The sequence below is a fragment of the Micromonospora sp. NPDC048839 genome (assembly GCF_040649915.1).
In the GTDB taxonomy this organism is placed as follows: domain Bacteria; phylum Actinomycetota; class Actinomycetes; order Mycobacteriales; family Micromonosporaceae; genus Micromonospora.
Genome location: NZ_JBEZGL010000003.1, coordinates 65,451 through 78,148, shown reverse-complemented (window position 1 = coordinate 78,148; position 12,698 = coordinate 65,451). Strand labels below are relative to the sequence as shown.

Genomic DNA, 12,698 nt, shown 5'->3' with positions numbered 1-12,698 from the left:
GCGGGCCGACGGGAGAGTGAGCCATAAGCTGGCGCGATGGTGGCGGAGCGTGCAGTGATCGACCTGGATGACCACGAGCGCCAGCCGGCGGCGTACGATCCGGGCCGCTTCATGCCCAGGTCGAAGGTGGTTGTGCGGCTGGTCGCCGTCTTCCTGGTCGGCGCTGTGCTCGGTGGTGTCGGTGTGAACGAGCTGCGAGCCTCGCAGGCAGAGCGGGAACGTGCCGCTTCGGTCTCACTCGTGGCCCTCGCTGCGTCTGCCGGAGGCGGAGGCTTGGACGTCGAGGGCGTCCTGCGGTTGGAGGGGCAGCTCGCGGTGATCAACACCGGTCCGGCGCCGATCACGGTCGTCGCGGTAGTCGGGCAACGACCCGGCGCTGAGGTGCATGGCACCGGCAGGTCTGTGGTGTTACGTCCCGGTGGCACCGGCTGGGTCGAGGTCAAGCTCCGCTTCGAATGCGCGACCGCGTTCGGCAGCGAGCCGCTGTCGGTGCGATTGTCGGTCGAGACCGCCGACCGGCAGGCGAGAGAGGTCACCTATCCCGTCGCTCTGGCCGGAAGCGTCTGGCACCTCAATGCTGAACGACCGTGCGAGTACCTCGCGCGGGAGGGTTCAGCGCGCCAGCAGGTGGACAGCCCCGGCAGCTAGGCCACCGGAGTCCGTCCGACGGTGCCTGAATTGTCGTTTCTGTCCGCTCCCGGTTGGCCCGCTGCGAGACTGGCTGCTGCCCGCTCCGCCGGAGCGCCGGCACCGGTCGTCCCAACCCGGCAGGTGGAGAGCATGTCCGACAACGAGATCCGTCCCTTCCGGCTCGACACGCCGGAGGAAGCAATCGCGGACCTGCGCCGCCGGATCGCGGCCACCCGCTGGCCGACCCGGGAGTTGGCCACCGATCGCTCCCAGGGCGTGCAGTTGGCGACGGTCAAGGAGCTGGCCCGCTACTGGGCGGCGGAGTACGACTGGCGCGCGTTCGAGACGAAGCTGAACGCCTTACCGCAGTACACCACCTACATCGACGGCGTCGAGATCCACTTCATTCACGTGCGGTCGCAGCATGAGGATGCTCTGCCGATGATCATTACGCATGGCTGGCCGGGCTCGGTCGTGGAGCTGCTCGGGGTCATCGGTCCGCTCACCGATCCGACCGCGCACGACGGTCAGGCCGAGGACGCCTTCCACCTCGTCCTGCCGTCGCTGCCGGGTTACGGCTTCTCGGGCGAGCCAGCCGAGCTGGGCTGGGAGAACGGGCGCATCGCGCGGGCGTGGGCGGAGCTGATGAACCGCCTCGGTTACGCGCGCTACGTCGCCCAGGGGGGCGATGTGGGTGCCGCCGTCACGGACGCCATGGGCCGCCAGGCGCCTGCGGGGCTGCTCGGCATCCACGTCAACCTGCTGGCCGGTGCGATCGGCATCAAGGACCAACTGCCGGCGGAGTCCGCGCAGGAACGTGCCGCGCACGACGCGCTCAACCTGTTCACGATGGATGGATTCGGCTACTTCCTGGAGCAGACCACCCGGCCGCAGACGGTCGGCTACTCCCTGCTGGACTCACCCATCGGGCTGGCGGCCTGGATGTTCGACCACGACACCGACAGCTACCACAAGATCTCCCGAGCGCTCGTCGATGGCGAACCCGTGGGCGGTCTCACCCGGGACACGATCGTCGACAACGTCACGCTGTACTGGCTGACCGGCACCGGTGCCTCGTCCGCGCGGTGGTACTGGGAGTTCGGACGGTTCCTGGCGGCGTCCGCCGCGGCCGGCCAGGCTCCGCCGCCGGTCACGGTTCCGGTCGGGTTCACCACGTTCCCCGGCGAGATCTGGCCTGCCCCGCGCAGTTGGGCGGAGACGGTCTACCCGGGCCTCGCGTACTTCAACGAGGCCGATCGTGGCGGCCACTTCGCCGCGTGGGAGGAGCCGGAGACGTTCGCCGTGGAGCTGCGGGCGGCGTTCCGGGCGCTGCGCGAGTCCTGAGCCCCAACCGGCGCGCTCACCAGATAGACGACAGTGACCTGTTGCCGCGACGTAGCGACGAGTAGTGTGCGTACGGATGGCGGGGCGACAGTTCAATTCAACTGTTACGTCTAGTAGGTGCGCTTTCTCTACTAGGTCGTTTCTTGGGCATTCCCACCGGGGTTGATCAGCGGATGGTCTGGCCGGACGTTGTGCCCGCCCGGCCGAGCGGGTCGGCTCGCGGGTCGGTTGGCCCGATCGCGGGTGGGGAGCTTTCCTGGCGGACGTCGCTGTGGCACCATCGTGGAATCTCCACCCCGCACAGCCCCCTGCTGACAGGAGTTCCCAATGTCTGGTCGAAAGTTTGGCCGGCTGCGTATGGCGTCGCTTACCCTCGCCGCGCTGGCCGTTGGCGTCCTAGGTGCCCAACTCGTCGGCGACTTCCAGTCCACCGCCGCCGAATGGGGCGCACCCACTGGCCACAGCGTTTCGGTTCCGAGTGGAGCGCAGTCCGTCGTCTCCCGGTGACCCCGGTGCGGCGATGACGTAAGCGATGACAGGGCGGTGCGGTGTCACCTAAGGCTGTCCGACGTCGTACGACCGAACATGCCTGGCTGATCACGGCTCCACTCGCCGGGATGGCGTTGGTGGGATGTCTGGTCATCGCCCTGTCGGTGCCGAGCCGCCTGGAGGACTGGCCGATTGCTGTGGCGCTGCTGGTGGTGATGGTTGCTGCCGGGATACCAACGCTCAGCATGGTCGCCCGCCGCCAGGCGGTCGTGGTGACGCTCGTCGACATCCCGCTGGTGCTCGTGGCGTACTGGTTGTCGCCGCTCCTCGTGGTCGTCGTCGCCACGGCAGCCGAACTCTTCACCCAGATGCAGCGCGGCTACGCCCCGCCGAAGTTCTGGTTCAACGTCGCCCGGGCGGCGGCCGGCAGTTCGGTGGCCGGCCTGGTGCTGGCCACCGTGCCGCATCAGGACCGAGTAGGCCCTGCGACCTGGGGCGTGCTCTTCGCCGCTGTCACGGCCAATACGCTCGTCAGCGTGGTCTCGGTGGTCGGCGTGATCACGCTCCTGCAGGGCTGGCAGGGCACCCGGGATACGGCGCGCACGGCCGTTCAGGTCCTGCTGACCACGGTGCTGAACGTGGCGATCGGGCTGATCATCCTCATCGTGCTGACGAGGACGCTTTGGTCGAGTCTGCTCCTGCTGGCCCTGGCGGTGGCCGGCGTCCTGCTCTACCGCTCATACTCACAGTTCATTCGGCAGCACCGCACCCTGGGCGACCTGTACGAGCTGACCCGGGCGATGAGCGAGTCGGGTCAGAACGGAAACCTGACGGACGCGCTGCTCGGCCGGGTCCGTTCTCTCATGCAGGCGGAGTACGCCACGCTGTGGCTTCCGGCGCAGGGCCGGCACCCGGAGGTCCTGCTGACCGCACGCCTCGACGACCGGGGTCTGCTCGACGTCGCCCCGACCCCGCCGGTGATTCGGGAGAAGACGCGTGAGTCGGGTCGGACGGTCGCTCTCGGTCGGGCCTTCGGCGGTGACCCGACGCTGCGGTCCGCGCTGGCCGACTCCAAGGTCAAGGACGTCATCGCGGTGCCCCTGCGTTCCGGGCAGGCGGTGATCGGCACGCTGGAGGTGGCCAACCGGCTCAGCGACGTGGGCCACTTCGCTCCGGCTGACATCCCCATCTTCGAGACCGTGGCGGCGCATGCCGCCGTCGCCCTGGAGAATTCGCGGCTGGTCGACAGGCTCCGGCACGACGCGTATCACGACGCGCTGACCCGGCTGCCCAACCGCCGGCGGATCACCGGCGCGCTCGCGGAGTCGTTCACGATCGCCGCCCCCGGCGAGGTGGTGGCACTGCTGCTCTTCGACGTGGACGGGCTGCGCCAGGTCAACGAGTCCCTGGGGCACGCGGCGGGGGACAAGGTCCTCGCCGAGGTCGCCAGCCGGTTGCGGGCCAGCGCACCGTCGTCGGCCCTGGTCGGCCGCGCGGGTGGGGACGAGTTCCTGGTGACGCTGCGGTTGGAGAGCGCGGAGGCGGCGCTCGAGCTGGCCGCTCAACTACGCGACCAGATTCGTGACGAGATGGTCTTCGACGCGCTCACCCTCGACGTGAACACCGCCGTCGGGGTGGCCGTGCACCCCGATCACGGCAGCGACGCGGCGACCCTGCTGCTGCGGGTCGACCTCGCGGCCACGGCGGCCAAGTCGGTGCCGGGCAGCGTGCAACTGTTCAATCCCGCACTGGAGTCCCGATCGTTGCGCCGGCTGGGTCTGGCGGGCGATCTGCGCCGCGCACTGGATCAGGACGAGCTGGAGGTCTACTTCCAGCCCAAGGTGACGCTGCGGGATCGGCGCCTGGTTGGTGTCGAGTGCCTGGCCCGCTGGGAGGATCCGACGCACGGCACAGTCGCTCCCGAGGACTTCGTGGCGGTGGCCGAGCACACCGGCCAGTTGAGCAGGCTCACCGAGGTGGTCCTCCGCGAGGGGCTGCGCCGCAGCCGGGACTGGGCGCTGGCCGATCAGCCGCTGCCGATCGCGGTCAACATCGCCGCTCGTACGCTCACCGACCGGCATTTCCCGGACCGGGTCCAGGAGTTGCTGACCGAGTACGGGGTGCCGGCGCAGCGGCTGACCCTGGAGATCACCGAGGCCGGGGTGCTGGACGGCACCGACCGGCCCATCCCGACCCTTCAACGGCTGCGTGACCTGGGTGTCCGGCTGTCGGTCGACGACTTCGGCACGGGCGACTCGTCTTTGGCGCACCTACGTCGGCTGCCGGTGCACGAGGTGAAGGTGGACCGCTCCTTCGTGCAGGGCATGGCAACCGACCCGGGTGACCTGGCCATCGTCAACGCCGTGGTGACCCTCTCCCAGCAGTTCGGCCTGGCGGTGGTCGCCGAGGGCGTGGAGAGTGAGCTGACCCTGGAGCTTCTCCAGGACATCGGCTGTGAGATCGGGCAGGGCTTCCTGTTCAGCCGGCCGCTGCCGTACGAGCGGCTGGCCGCCTGGTTCGGCGCTCAGGTCGAGCCGGAATCGATCTCCAGCGGGGAGCTGCCGCGCCTTCGCGTGGTGCCCTGAGCAGGTCGAAGACGATCACCGGGGATCCGATTTCACCTGTCGACCCGGGCCGTGTACTCTTACTTCTGCGCGCCCCACGGGGAGTTCGCGCAGGCCCCCTTAGCTCAGTCGGCAGAGCGTCTCCATGGTAAGGAGAAGGTCTACGGTTCGATTCCGTAAGGGGGCTCGAGGGTTCAGCTGGACCCATCGCAGCGGTGTAGCTCAGATGGTAGAGCAAGCGGCTCATAATCGCTGTGTCGCCGGTTCAAGTCCGGCCACCGCTACTCTCGTCTTCCGGGCTCGTTGCCGGTGGTCGTAAGAAATGGGCGCTTCCGGCGCCCACTTTGCATGTCCGCGCTGTCAGCGTCTAGGCTGGCGCGTCGTAGTTGTTTCCGTTAGCGAGGAAGGCACTCCGCCGTGGCGAAGGCTACCGATGTCCGGCCGAAGATCACTTTGGCGTGTGTGGAGTGCAAGGAGCGCAACTACATCACGCGCAAGAACCGGCGCAACGACCCCGACCGCATCGAGCTGAAGAAGTTCTGCCCGCGCGACGGTCGGCACACGGTCCACCGCGAGACCCGCTGACTGCTGGCCGGCCTCAGCCGGTCGCTGTCGAAGCTTTCCAATCGCCGATCTGACCGGTTTGGCGCGGCTCCGCCGCCGCCTACCGATCAGGTCGGCGATTGGGCTTTCCGTGTAGGTTCGCGGCATGTCCCTGGACCCTTCCTTCGTCGGCCGGACCTATCCGCCGACCGCCCCCTACCAGGTGGGCCGAGAAAAGATCCGCGAGTTCGCCAGCGCCATCGGCGCCACCGACCCGGCCCACCACGACCCGGCGGCCGCGCGGGCGATGGGCCACCCCGACGTGGTGGCCCCGCCGACCTTTCCGGTGATCGTGACGATGGCCGCGAGCAGCCAGATCATCGAGGACCCGGCCCTGGGTGTCGACTACAGCCGCCTGGTGCACGGCGACCAGCGGTTCGCGTACACCCGGCCGGTGGTCGCCGGCGACGAGCTGGTCTGCGTCAACACCATCGAGGACGTCAGCACCAGGGGTGGGCACGGCTTCCTGACCACGCGCACCGACGTGAGCACCGTCGGCGGGGATCCCGTGGTCGCGGTCTGGGCCAGGTATGTCATTCGCGGGGAGGAGTGAGATGGAGTTGCCGGCACAGACGTTTCAGGTGACCCGTGCGGACCTGGTCCGCTACGCCGGCGCCTCGGGCGACTTCAACCCGATCCACTGGAGCGACCGGGTGGCCACCAAGGTGGGTCTGCCCGGGGTGATCGCCCACGGCATGTTCACCATGGCGCTGGTCGGTCGGGCGGTCACCGAGTGGGCCGGGTCGCCGGACGCGGTGGTCGAGTACGGCGTGCGTTTCACCCGGCCGGTGGTGGTCCCCGACGACGACCAGGGGACCGAGATCGAAGTCACCGCGCGGGTCCGTGAGGTGACCGAGGACGGTCTCACCCGACTTGAGGTGACCGCCACCTGCCTGGGCGAGAAGGTGCTCGCACAGGCGCGGGCAACCATCCGGACGGCGCGCTGAACCGAGCCCGCCACGCGTGGCGGAGAGACCGGTTGGGAAAGTCGGGCGGGTACCCGTACACTGGTCCGCCGTGGGGCAAGTGACCCCTGCTCGGTCGTCTGTGGCCGCGTGGGGCGAGTGTTGCCACATAGGGGTGTAGCTCAATTGGCAGAGCAGCGGTCTCCAAAACCGCAGGCTGCAGGTTCAAGTCCTGTCACCCCTGCGCCTCAGGCCTGACCGTTCCCGTGGGTCGCGCCGCCAGCTTGGCGGCGTCCGGCCCGTGGTGGTGGAATCGGCGGGGTGGTTCCGAGGCAATCGGGCCCTCCGGACGATCCACCGGCCGCGGCCCGTCGCGGGACGGTTGGGTCCGGCCGGCGTGACCAGCGCCGCGTACGCCACTCGGCGTGCGACCCCAGATTCCGCGACGGAGGGCGAAGTGGCCGACAACAAGCGGCGCGGCGAGGACGCCGGCGACGATCGTCTGGACGACGATGTCGTCGACGAGGTTGCCGACGACGACGCCTCCAGCGCGGACGAGCCGGATTCCCGGGGAGGCACCGCCACGCGGTCCCGTGCCCGGGCGGAGTCGGCGGACAGCCGGCCGACCACGCGGTCGGAAACGGGTCGGGTGGGCGTGTTCGGCCGCATCGCCCGGTTCTTCCGCGAGGTGGTAGCCGAACTGCGTAAGGTCATCTGGCCGACCCGCAAGGAGTTGCTGACCTACACCGCCGTGGTGGTGGCGTTCGTCGCGGTGATGCTGACGATCGTGGGTGTGCTGGACTTCGGCTTCGCCAAGGTCGTGTTGTTTGTCTTTGGCAACTCGGACTGACCGGCTGCCTCCAGCCGATAGTGATGGAAGTGAGCGAGCGTGCCTGAGTACGACGAGACCGCCGGACCCGTGGACGAGCAGTCCACGGTCGCGACGGCGGCTGGTGACGAGTCGATTGAGGCCGCCAGCGAGCCGGAGTTTCCCACGACCGAGCCCGCGCCGGACGAGGATTTCGACCCCGTCGCCGAGTTGAGGCAGAAGCTGCGCTACGCGCCGGGTGACTGGTACGTCGTGCACTCGTACGCCGGGTACGAGAACAAGGTCAAGACCAACCTCGAGACCCGGATCACGAGCCTCGACATGGAGGACTTCATCTACCAGGTCGAGGTGCCGACCCGGGAAGAGGTCGAGGTCAAGAACGGCAAGCGTTCGCAGATCCAGGCCAAGGTCTTCCCGGGCTACATCCTGGTCCGGATGGAGTTGACCGCCGAGTCGTACTCGTGTGTCCGGAACACCCCGGGCGTGACCGGCTTCGTCGGCGCGACCGACCGGGCCGACCGGCCGGCTCCGCTCTCGCTCGACGAGGTGCTGAAGTGGCTGGCGCCGGCCGTCGAGACCGAGCAGAAGAAGTCGAAGCCGGAGATCAAGGTCCTCGACTTCGAGGTGGGCGACTCCGTCACCGTCACCGACGGCGCGTTCGCGTCGCTGCCGGCCACGATCAGCGAGATCAACGCCGACCAGCAGAAGCTCAAGGTGCTGGTGTCGATCTTCGGTCGCGAGACGCCGGTGGAGCTCAACTTCAACCAGGTCGCCAAGATCTGATTGGTCGTCGGCGGCGGGTCCGACCCGCCGCCGACGTCGGCGTACGCCCTCCCGCTCGACCTCGGCGGACGAGTGGGCTGCGGCCTGCGCTACTCTTGAATGTCGCCGCTGTCGCACCGCGCTGACCGTGCGCGCTCCGAGGGCGGCGACAGCCGCATTTTCCCAGCTCCAAGCCCCAGGAAGTGACATGCCTCCGAAGAAGAAGCTCGTCAAGACGTTCACGCTTCAGTTGCCGGCGGGCCAGGCCACGCCGGCGCCGCCGGTCGGCCCCGCGCTGGGCCAGCACGGCGTGAACATCATGGAGTTCTGCAAGTCCTACAACTCGCAGACCGAGTCCCAGCGGGGCGACATCGTTCCCGCCGAGATCAGCGTGTACGAGGACCGTTCCTTCACGTTCGTGCTGAAGACCCCGCCCGCTGCCCGGCTGCTGATCAAGGCCGCCGGTGTGCAGAAGGGTTCGGGTGTTCCGCAGTCCGAGAAGGTCGGCTCGGTCAGCCGCGCCCAGCTGCGTGAGATCGCCGAGAAGAAGATGGCCGACCTCAACGCCAACGACCTGGCCCAGGCCGAGAAGATCATCGCCGGCACCGCCCGGTCGATGGGCATCACCGTCAACGACTGACGTCGGCCCAGGCCGTCGATCCGACCGTGGGAGGGCCCGCGCCGAGCGGCCCGCCAGAGACCACAGGAGTAATCAGCAATGCAGCGCAGCAAGAGCTACCGCAAGGCCGCCGATGTCATCGACCGGTCGAAGCTCTACACCCCCGCCGAGGCCGTGAAGCTGGCCAAGGAGACCACGAACGTCAAGTTCGACGCCACGGTCGAGGTCGCCATGCGCCTCGGCGTCGACCCCCGCAAGGCGGACCAGATGGTCCGCGGCGTGGTCAACCTGCCGCACGGCACCGGTAAGACCGCCCGCGTGATCGTGTTCGCCAGCGGCGCGAAGGCCGAAGAGGCCGCTGCCGCGGGTGCGGACGAGGTGGGCACCGACGAGTTGGTCGCCCGGATCCAGGGTGGTTGGCTCGACTTCGACGCGGCGATCGCCACGCCGGACCAGATGGCCAAGATCGGCCGGATCGCGCGGATCCTGGGCCCGCGCGGTCTCATGCCGAACCCGAAGACCGGCACGGTGACCATGGACGTCACCAAGGCGGTGCAGGACATCAAGGGCGGCAAGATCACCTTCCGGGTGGACAAGCACTCCAACCTGCACCTGATCATCGGTAAGGCCTCCTTCACGGAGAGCCAGCTGGTGGAGAACTACGCTGCGGTGCTCGACGAGGTGCTGCGTGCCAAGCCGTCCGCGGCCAAGGGCAAGTACCTCCGCAAGGTCATCGTGACCTCCACGATGGGTCCGGGTGTTCCGGTCGACCCCAACCTGGTCAAGAACCTCACCGGGGACCCCGCCGACGCCTGAGCCGACAGATCGCTCCACCGGGGCGCCGCCACGACAGTGGCGGCGCCCCGACGCGTCCAGGCCCTACGGTGTGGCACCCTCTATCCCTATGCGGCTGGAGAACGTCTGGTTGCGGTACCACAGGCGTGGGCCGTGGGTGCTGCACGACGTGGACGTGCGGATCGGTCCGGGCGAGGTGGCTGTCGTTCTGGGTCGCAACGGGGCGGGCAAGTCGACACTGCTCCAGGTGGCCGCGGGGGTGCTCCGGCCCGACCGGGGGCGGGTCACCGACCGTCCGGCACGGGTGGGCTGGGTGCCGGAGCGTTTCCCCGCCGACCAGCCGTTCACCGTGACCCGCTACCTGACCGGGATGGCCCGCGCGGCGGGGCTGGGCGCGGCGGCGGCCGACGAGGCGGTGGCCTCCTGGACCGACCGGCTCGGGTTGTCCGCCTTCCGCTCGGTCCGGCTGCCGGAGCTGTCCAAGGGCACCGCGCAGAAGGTGGGCCTCGCCCAGGCGATGCTGCGTCCACCGGGCCTGCTGGTGCTCGACGAGCCGTGGGAGGGGCTGGACGCCACCACCCGCGAGCTGGTGCCCGAGCTGATCGCCGAAGTGCTCGCTGCCGATGGTGCCGTGCTGGTCAGCGACCACCGCGGCGAGACGGTCCGGCTGCCGACCGCGCGCCGCTGGTCGGTGGCCGACGGGACAATGACCGAGGAGACGTCGTCGGCGGACGAGACGTTCTCGGTGGTCGAGGTCGCGGTGCCGACCGCGCGGGTCGCCGGCACCGTCGCCCGGTTGCGCGCCGAGGGCCACCACATTCTTCGGGTACGCGCCGACGCCTCCACCCCCGCACCGCAGGCTCGTCCCGCATCGACCGGCCCGACCCGCCCGGACGGGGCGCGGGCGGCCGAACAGCCCACGGCCGCCGAGGGCGTCCACACCGTCGAGCAGGCAGCGGAGGAGGCCCGGTGAACGCCCTGGTACGGATGCGGCTGGCCGGCCTCCTGCGGACCGGTCGGGCGTTGGCTCCGCTGCTCGCCGGCCTGATCGTGCTCGGCACGCTCTACGGCGGCGGCCGAGCCCAGCCAGCGGAGGCGTACGGCGTCTCGGCCGTGGTGCTCTTCCCGGTGCTCGCCTGGCAGACCAAGATCCTGCTCGACGTCGAGCCGGACGTGCAACGCCGGCTGGCCCAGGTGACCGTCGGGGCGGCCCGCGAGCGGCTTGCCGGGCTCCTCGCCGCGGGGGTGGCGGCGCTGCCAACGGTGGCCGTCGCGCTGCTCTTTCCGTGGCTGGTCGGCGGGGTCACCGGCCCGGTGGAGCCGGGGGACCGGTCGATCCCGGTCGGGCTCGCGCTGGGGCTGTGGGCGCACCTGCTCGCCGTACCCGCCGCGGTTGCCCTTGGTGCGTTGGCCAGCCGCGCGTCGGTGGGCGGTGCCGCGTACGGCGTCGCGGTGCTGACCCTCGGCGGTGTCGGCGCGGTGGTGCTCGGTCTGAGCGATTCGGTGGCGCCCTGGTTGGCACCGCCGATCATGGCCGCCGCCCGCACCACCGGAGGCGACGCGGCCGCGCTCACCCTGCTGGGGTTGACCGGGTGGGCGCTGGCCTGGAGCGCCGCGGTCGTCGGCGGCTACCTGTGGCGGCGGCGGGTCCACGGCTGAGCGGCGCCGGCGTCGGTGACGTGGCTCACCAGGTGCGATTTGGTGCTGGTGGCCGGGGCGCGTAGTCTTCAACCGTCATCCGTGCTCTCATGGATGACGGAACCACCCAAAGACCGCTGGTCACCGTGCCACGGCACGGTCGAAGGTCCCGCGACAACGGGCGACCCGCGTAGGGCGGCAAGCGTAACTCGGCAGTGAGACATGGTCCGCCGACTGTGTTGATCCGCCGGCCCTCGCCCCGTGCGCCCTGCGCCGGGGCTTTTTCGTTGTCGTGCTGCCTCCGCCCCCGTTCCGGCTTCGGCTGGGACAGGGACCAGCCTCGAGTAACGAGAGAGGAGGGACATGGCGGACAAGCCAATCCGGGCCGACAAGGCCACGGCCGTCGCTGAGCTGACCGAGAGTTTCCGCAGCGCAGGCGCCACCGTGCTGACCGAGTACCGCGGTCTGACGGTTTCCCAGCTCACCCAGCTTCGGCGCACGCTCGGCGCCGAGACCAGCTACACGGTCGCGAAGAACACGCTGGCGAAGCGCGCAGCGACGGACGCGGGCATTACCGGCCTCGACGAGCTGTTCACCGGTCCTACCGCGCTGACTTTCGTTTCGGGCGACGTCGTCGAGGCGGCGAAGGGGCTTCGCGACTTCGCGAAGGCCAACCCGAAGCTCGTCATCAAGGGCGGTGTCTTCGAGGGCAAGGCCATTTCCGCGGCCGAGGTCACGAAGCTCGCCGACCTGGAGTCCCGCGAGGTGCTGCTGGCCAAGCTGGCCGGCGCGATGAAGGGCAACCTGAGCAAGGCCGCGGCCCTGTTCCAGGCCCCGCTGTCGAAGACCGCACGTCTGGCGGCCGCACTGCAGGACAAGCGCGAGAAGGAGGGCGCCGAGGCGGCCTGAGGCCTCCACGGCGCACCAGTTCTTACTTAACAGAATCAGGAAAGGACGCCAGATATGGCGAAGCTCAGCACCGACGAGCTGCTCGACGCGTTCAAGGAGATGACGCTGATCGAGCTCTCTGAGTTCGTGAAGCAGTTCGAGACGACCTTCGAGGTCACCGCCGCGGCTCCGGTCGCGATGGCTGGCCCGGGCGCCGCCCCGGCCGCCGCCGAGGCCGCCGAGGAGCAGGACGAGTTCGACGTCATCCTCGAGGCTGACGGCGGCAAGAAGATCCAGGTCATCAAGGTCGTGCGTGAGCTGACCGGCCTGGGCCTCAAGGAGGCCAAGGACGCGGTCGAGTCCGCGCCGAAGGCCATCCTGGAGAAGGTCAACAAGGAGACCGCCGAGAAGGCGAAGGCCAAGCTCGAGGGTGAAGGCGCCAAGGTCACCCTCAAGTGACCTGAGCTTCACCTGCGCGTACCTGGCTCGTGAGCCGGGACACGATCGCATCGCGGCGGGCGGTGATCCGACACGGATCGCCGCCCGCCGTGTTTGTGGTTCCGGAGCCGACCTGCCCCTGAGCTGGGCACCGATGGCCACACCTGTCGATCCGGACGCGCCTGGCGGGTCGC

14 protein-coding genes and 3 tRNA genes are annotated in these 12,698 nt (G+C 69.4%); all 17 read left to right on the top strand.

The window, feature by feature from the left end; genetic code table 11:
- The first annotated feature begins 36 nt into the window (after window positions 1-36).
- The 17 genes from AB0C25_RS06355 to rplL all read left to right on the top strand — a co-directional run bounded on the left by AB0C25_RS06355 (window position 37) and on the right by rplL (window position 12,525).
- Window positions 37-648 carry a hypothetical protein gene (locus tag AB0C25_RS06355; RefSeq protein WP_357370223.1) on the top strand — a complete coding sequence of 204 codons (612 nt, stop codon included), beginning with the start codon at window positions 37-39 and terminating at the stop codon, window positions 646-648.
- Window positions 649-780: 132 nt separating this feature from the next.
- On the top strand, window positions 781-1,974 hold the full coding sequence (locus tag AB0C25_RS06350; protein WP_357370221.1) for an epoxide hydrolase: 1,194 nt from the start codon (window positions 781-783) through the stop codon (window positions 1,972-1,974).
- Between the two features lie 617 nt (window positions 1,975-2,591).
- Entirely contained in the window at window positions 2,592-5,048 is a 2,457-nt protein-coding gene (locus tag AB0C25_RS06345; RefSeq protein WP_357370219.1) for a bifunctional diguanylate cyclase/phosphodiesterase, read from the top strand.
- A 93-nt stretch (window positions 5,049-5,141) separates the two neighbouring features.
- Window positions 5,142-5,214: transfer RNA gene (locus tag AB0C25_RS06340), tRNA-Thr, on the top strand.
- Window positions 5,215-5,238: 24 nt separating this feature from the next.
- Window positions 5,239-5,311: transfer RNA gene (locus AB0C25_RS06335), tRNA-Met, on the top strand.
- Between the two features lie 133 nt (window positions 5,312-5,444).
- Complete coding sequence (rpmG, locus tag AB0C25_RS06330) at window positions 5,445-5,612, top strand: 50S ribosomal protein L33 (RefSeq protein WP_007073056.1); 168 nt, start codon at window positions 5,445-5,447, stop codon at window positions 5,610-5,612.
- 124 nt (window positions 5,613-5,736) lie between these two features.
- Entirely contained in the window at window positions 5,737-6,183 is a 447-nt protein-coding gene (locus AB0C25_RS06325; protein WP_357370217.1) for a MaoC family dehydratase N-terminal domain-containing protein, read from the top strand.
- Window position 6,184: 1 nt separating this feature from the next.
- On the top strand, window positions 6,185-6,577 hold the full coding sequence (locus tag AB0C25_RS06320) for a MaoC family dehydratase (protein WP_357370215.1): 393 nt from the start codon (window positions 6,185-6,187) through the stop codon (window positions 6,575-6,577).
- Between the two features lie 129 nt (window positions 6,578-6,706).
- Window positions 6,707-6,779, top strand: a tRNA-Trp gene (locus tag AB0C25_RS06315).
- A 213-nt stretch (window positions 6,780-6,992) separates the two neighbouring features.
- Window positions 6,993-7,385 carry a preprotein translocase subunit SecE gene (gene secE / locus AB0C25_RS06310; RefSeq protein ID WP_357370213.1) on the top strand — a complete coding sequence of 131 codons (393 nt, stop codon included), beginning with the start codon at window positions 6,993-6,995 and terminating at the stop codon, window positions 7,383-7,385.
- A gap of 39 nt (window positions 7,386-7,424) precedes the next feature.
- On the top strand, window positions 7,425-8,147 hold the full coding sequence (nusG, locus tag AB0C25_RS06305; protein WP_357370211.1) for a transcription termination/antitermination protein NusG: 723 nt from the start codon (window positions 7,425-7,427) through the stop codon (window positions 8,145-8,147).
- Between the two features lie 187 nt (window positions 8,148-8,334).
- Complete coding sequence (rplK, locus tag AB0C25_RS06300) at window positions 8,335-8,766, top strand: 50S ribosomal protein L11 (RefSeq protein WP_088950247.1); 432 nt, start codon at window positions 8,335-8,337, stop codon at window positions 8,764-8,766.
- Window positions 8,767-8,844: 78 nt separating this feature from the next.
- Complete coding sequence (gene rplA, locus AB0C25_RS06295) at window positions 8,845-9,561, top strand: 50S ribosomal protein L1 (RefSeq protein ID WP_357370209.1); 717 nt, start codon at window positions 8,845-8,847, stop codon at window positions 9,559-9,561.
- Between the two features lie 88 nt (window positions 9,562-9,649).
- Entirely contained in the window at window positions 9,650-10,513 is an 864-nt protein-coding gene (locus tag AB0C25_RS06290) for an ATP-binding cassette domain-containing protein (RefSeq protein ID WP_357370207.1), read from the top strand.
- Complete coding sequence (locus AB0C25_RS06285; RefSeq protein WP_357370205.1) at window positions 10,510-11,199, top strand: hypothetical protein; 690 nt, start codon at window positions 10,510-10,512, stop codon at window positions 11,197-11,199. Before AB0C25_RS06290 ends, AB0C25_RS06285 begins: the two co-directional genes overlap by 4 nt.
- A gap of 342 nt (window positions 11,200-11,541) precedes the next feature.
- On the top strand, window positions 11,542-12,087 hold the full coding sequence (rplJ, locus tag AB0C25_RS06280; protein WP_357370203.1) for a 50S ribosomal protein L10: 546 nt from the start codon (window positions 11,542-11,544) through the stop codon (window positions 12,085-12,087).
- Between the two features lie 54 nt (window positions 12,088-12,141).
- The gene (gene rplL / locus AB0C25_RS06275) at window positions 12,142-12,525 is read left to right on the top strand and encodes a 50S ribosomal protein L7/L12 (RefSeq protein ID WP_357370201.1); all 384 of its coding nucleotides are present in this window, start codon (window positions 12,142-12,144) and stop codon (window positions 12,523-12,525) included.
- Window positions 12,526-12,698: the final 173 nt, after the last annotated feature.

What these genes read in the sequence shown, in the direction of transcription:
- AB0C25_RS06355 (WP_357370223.1), top strand. Translation starts at nt 37, where the DNA reads ATGGTGGCGGAGCGTGCAGTGATCGACCTGGATGACCACGAGCGCCAG.
- AB0C25_RS06350 (WP_357370221.1), top strand. Translation starts at nt 781, where the DNA reads ATGTCCGACAACGAGATCCGTCCCTTCCGGCTCGACACGCCGGAGGAA.
- AB0C25_RS06345 (WP_357370219.1), top strand. Translation starts at nt 2,592, where the DNA reads ATGGCGTTGGTGGGATGTCTGGTCATCGCCCTGTCGGTGCCGAGCCGC.
- AB0C25_RS06325 (WP_357370217.1), top strand. Translation starts at nt 5,737, where the DNA reads ATGTCCCTGGACCCTTCCTTCGTCGGCCGGACCTATCCGCCGACCGCC.
- AB0C25_RS06320 (WP_357370215.1), top strand. Translation starts at nt 6,185, where the DNA reads ATGGAGTTGCCGGCACAGACGTTTCAGGTGACCCGTGCGGACCTGGTC.
- rplK (WP_088950247.1), top strand. Translation starts at nt 8,335, where the DNA reads ATGCCTCCGAAGAAGAAGCTCGTCAAGACGTTCACGCTTCAGTTGCCG.
- rplA (WP_357370209.1), top strand. Translation starts at nt 8,845, where the DNA reads ATGCAGCGCAGCAAGAGCTACCGCAAGGCCGCCGATGTCATCGACCGG.
- AB0C25_RS06290 (WP_357370207.1), top strand. Translation starts at nt 9,650, where the DNA reads ATGCGGCTGGAGAACGTCTGGTTGCGGTACCACAGGCGTGGGCCGTGG.
- rplJ (WP_357370203.1), top strand. Translation starts at nt 11,542, where the DNA reads ATGGCGGACAAGCCAATCCGGGCCGACAAGGCCACGGCCGTCGCTGAG.
- rplL (WP_357370201.1), top strand. Translation starts at nt 12,142, where the DNA reads ATGGCGAAGCTCAGCACCGACGAGCTGCTCGACGCGTTCAAGGAGATG.